We start from the raw sequence: 1,875 nt of genomic DNA on the forward strand, positions 1-1,875 counted from the left end.
TCTAAACCATATTCTTTTAAGAATCCTATGGCTGTAGCTGAATCAAAATCGTATTGGTGCTTCATTGGCTCCATTGGTTTTGGTTCAATAAAGAAGTTTCCTTTAAATCCTTGTGCTCTTGCATAATCTCTTGCCATACCTAAAAAGCGTCCCATATGGTCTAACTCACGTCCCATATCTGTGTTTAGTAAAGACATATAACCTTCTCTACCTCCCCAGAATACGTAGTTTTCACCTCCCATTGCTATGGTTGCATCTAAAGCTAATTTTATTTGTCCTCCTGCACGTGCTACAACATCAAAATCTGGATTTGTTGAAGCTCCATTCATATAGCGTGGGTTTGAAAAACAGTTTGCTGTTCCCCATAATAATTTAACGCCACTTTCAGCTTGTTTTCCTTTTATATACTCTGTAATAGTAGCTAATCTTGCTTCAGATTCTGCAAATGTTGCTCCTTCTTGAATTAAATCATAATCGTGGAAACAGAAATAATCGAATCCCATTTTTGTAATGAATTCAAAACCTGCATCTGCTTTATCTTTTGCTGCCTGAATTGGATCTGATGATTTATCCCATTCAAAACTTTGTGTTCCTGGTCCAAATGGATCTCCTCCTTGACCACATAATGTATGCCAGTATGCAACTGCAAATCTAAAATGCTCACGCATTGTTTTTCCTGCAACAACTTGTTCTGGATTGTAATATTTAAACGCTAATGGATTGTCTGATTCTTTTCCTTCGAATTTAATTTCTCCAATACCTTTGTAGTATTCTTTACTTCCTATAAGTGCCATTTTATTCTAATTTTTTATGTGTTATTTTTTATTTATAAAGTTTTTCTAAATCTTGTTTCCAATCTTGGTAAGCATCCTCATACATTTTCTTGTCTTTTAAAGGATGATACGTCATTACGTGTTCATTATCTGAAAACGCATCGTTTAATGTTTTAAAATCTCCTGTGCTTACTCCTGCTGCTCTTGCTGCCCCAACTGCTCCTGTTGTGTCAATAATATTAATATCAGTTCCAACCAGTGTTGCAATGGTGTTTGAAAATATTTCTGAACGGAATAAATTATCGTTTCCTGCTCTTATGGCTGATAAATCAACGCCATCGTTTTTCAAAATATCAATTCCATACACAAAACTAAAAGCAATACCTTCTAAAGAGGCTCTTAATAAATGTGCTTTGTTATGTTTGTTGAAGTTTAAATTGAAAGTACTTGCTCCTGTGTTTTGGCTATTTAACATACGTTCTGCTCCGTTTCCAAATGGTAATATTCTTAATCCATCTGATCCTACCGGAATAGATTCGGCCAAATTATTCATATCGTTATATGAGTCTGTTGAAGCTGCTACATTCTGCTTCATCCAGCTGTATTGGATTCCTGCTCCATTAATACATAGTAGCTTTCCTATTCTTGGTGCTTCTGTAGTATAATTTACGTGTGCAAAATTGTTTATTCTAGAACTTTCTTTTGTGTTTGTACTATCGGTAATTGCATATACAACGCCTGAAGTTCCTCCTGTTGCAGCAATTTCTCCTGGATGAAATGCATTTAAAGAAAGTGCATTGTTTGGTTGATCTCCTGCTCTATACAAAACTGGGATTCCTTCTGGTAAACCTATTTCTTCTGCTGCTTTTTTACTAACCGTTCCTTGATTTGAAAATGTTGGAACAATAGTTGGAATTACATCGGTTGAAATTCCCATATAATCAAACAACCAATCGGCTAATTTATTTTGTTTGAAATCCCACATAATACCTTCTGAAAGTCCTGAAATTGTAGTAGTTGCTTCTCCTGTTAATTTTAATGCTATAAAATCGCCTGGTAATAATAATTTATCTACTTTTTCAAATATTTCAGGTTCATTTTC

The 1,875-nt window shown here is 34.7% G+C and carries 1 protein-coding gene and 1 pseudogene; both read right to left on the reverse strand.

Going from position 1 to position 1,875, the window contains the following annotated elements:
• Positions 1–794: pseudogene (locus BLU40_RS17400) on the reverse strand (xylose isomerase); the annotation flags it as partial.
• A 28-nt stretch (positions 795–822) separates the two neighbouring features.
• Positions 823–1,875 (reverse strand): FGGY family carbohydrate kinase (locus BLU40_RS17405; protein WP_090126809.1); only part of this gene is annotated, 1,053 nt, incomplete at its 5' end.

The sequence above is a fragment of the Lutibacter oricola genome, assembly GCF_900106565.1.
In the GTDB taxonomy this organism is placed as follows: domain Bacteria; phylum Bacteroidota; class Bacteroidia; order Flavobacteriales; family Flavobacteriaceae; genus Lutibacter; species Lutibacter oricola.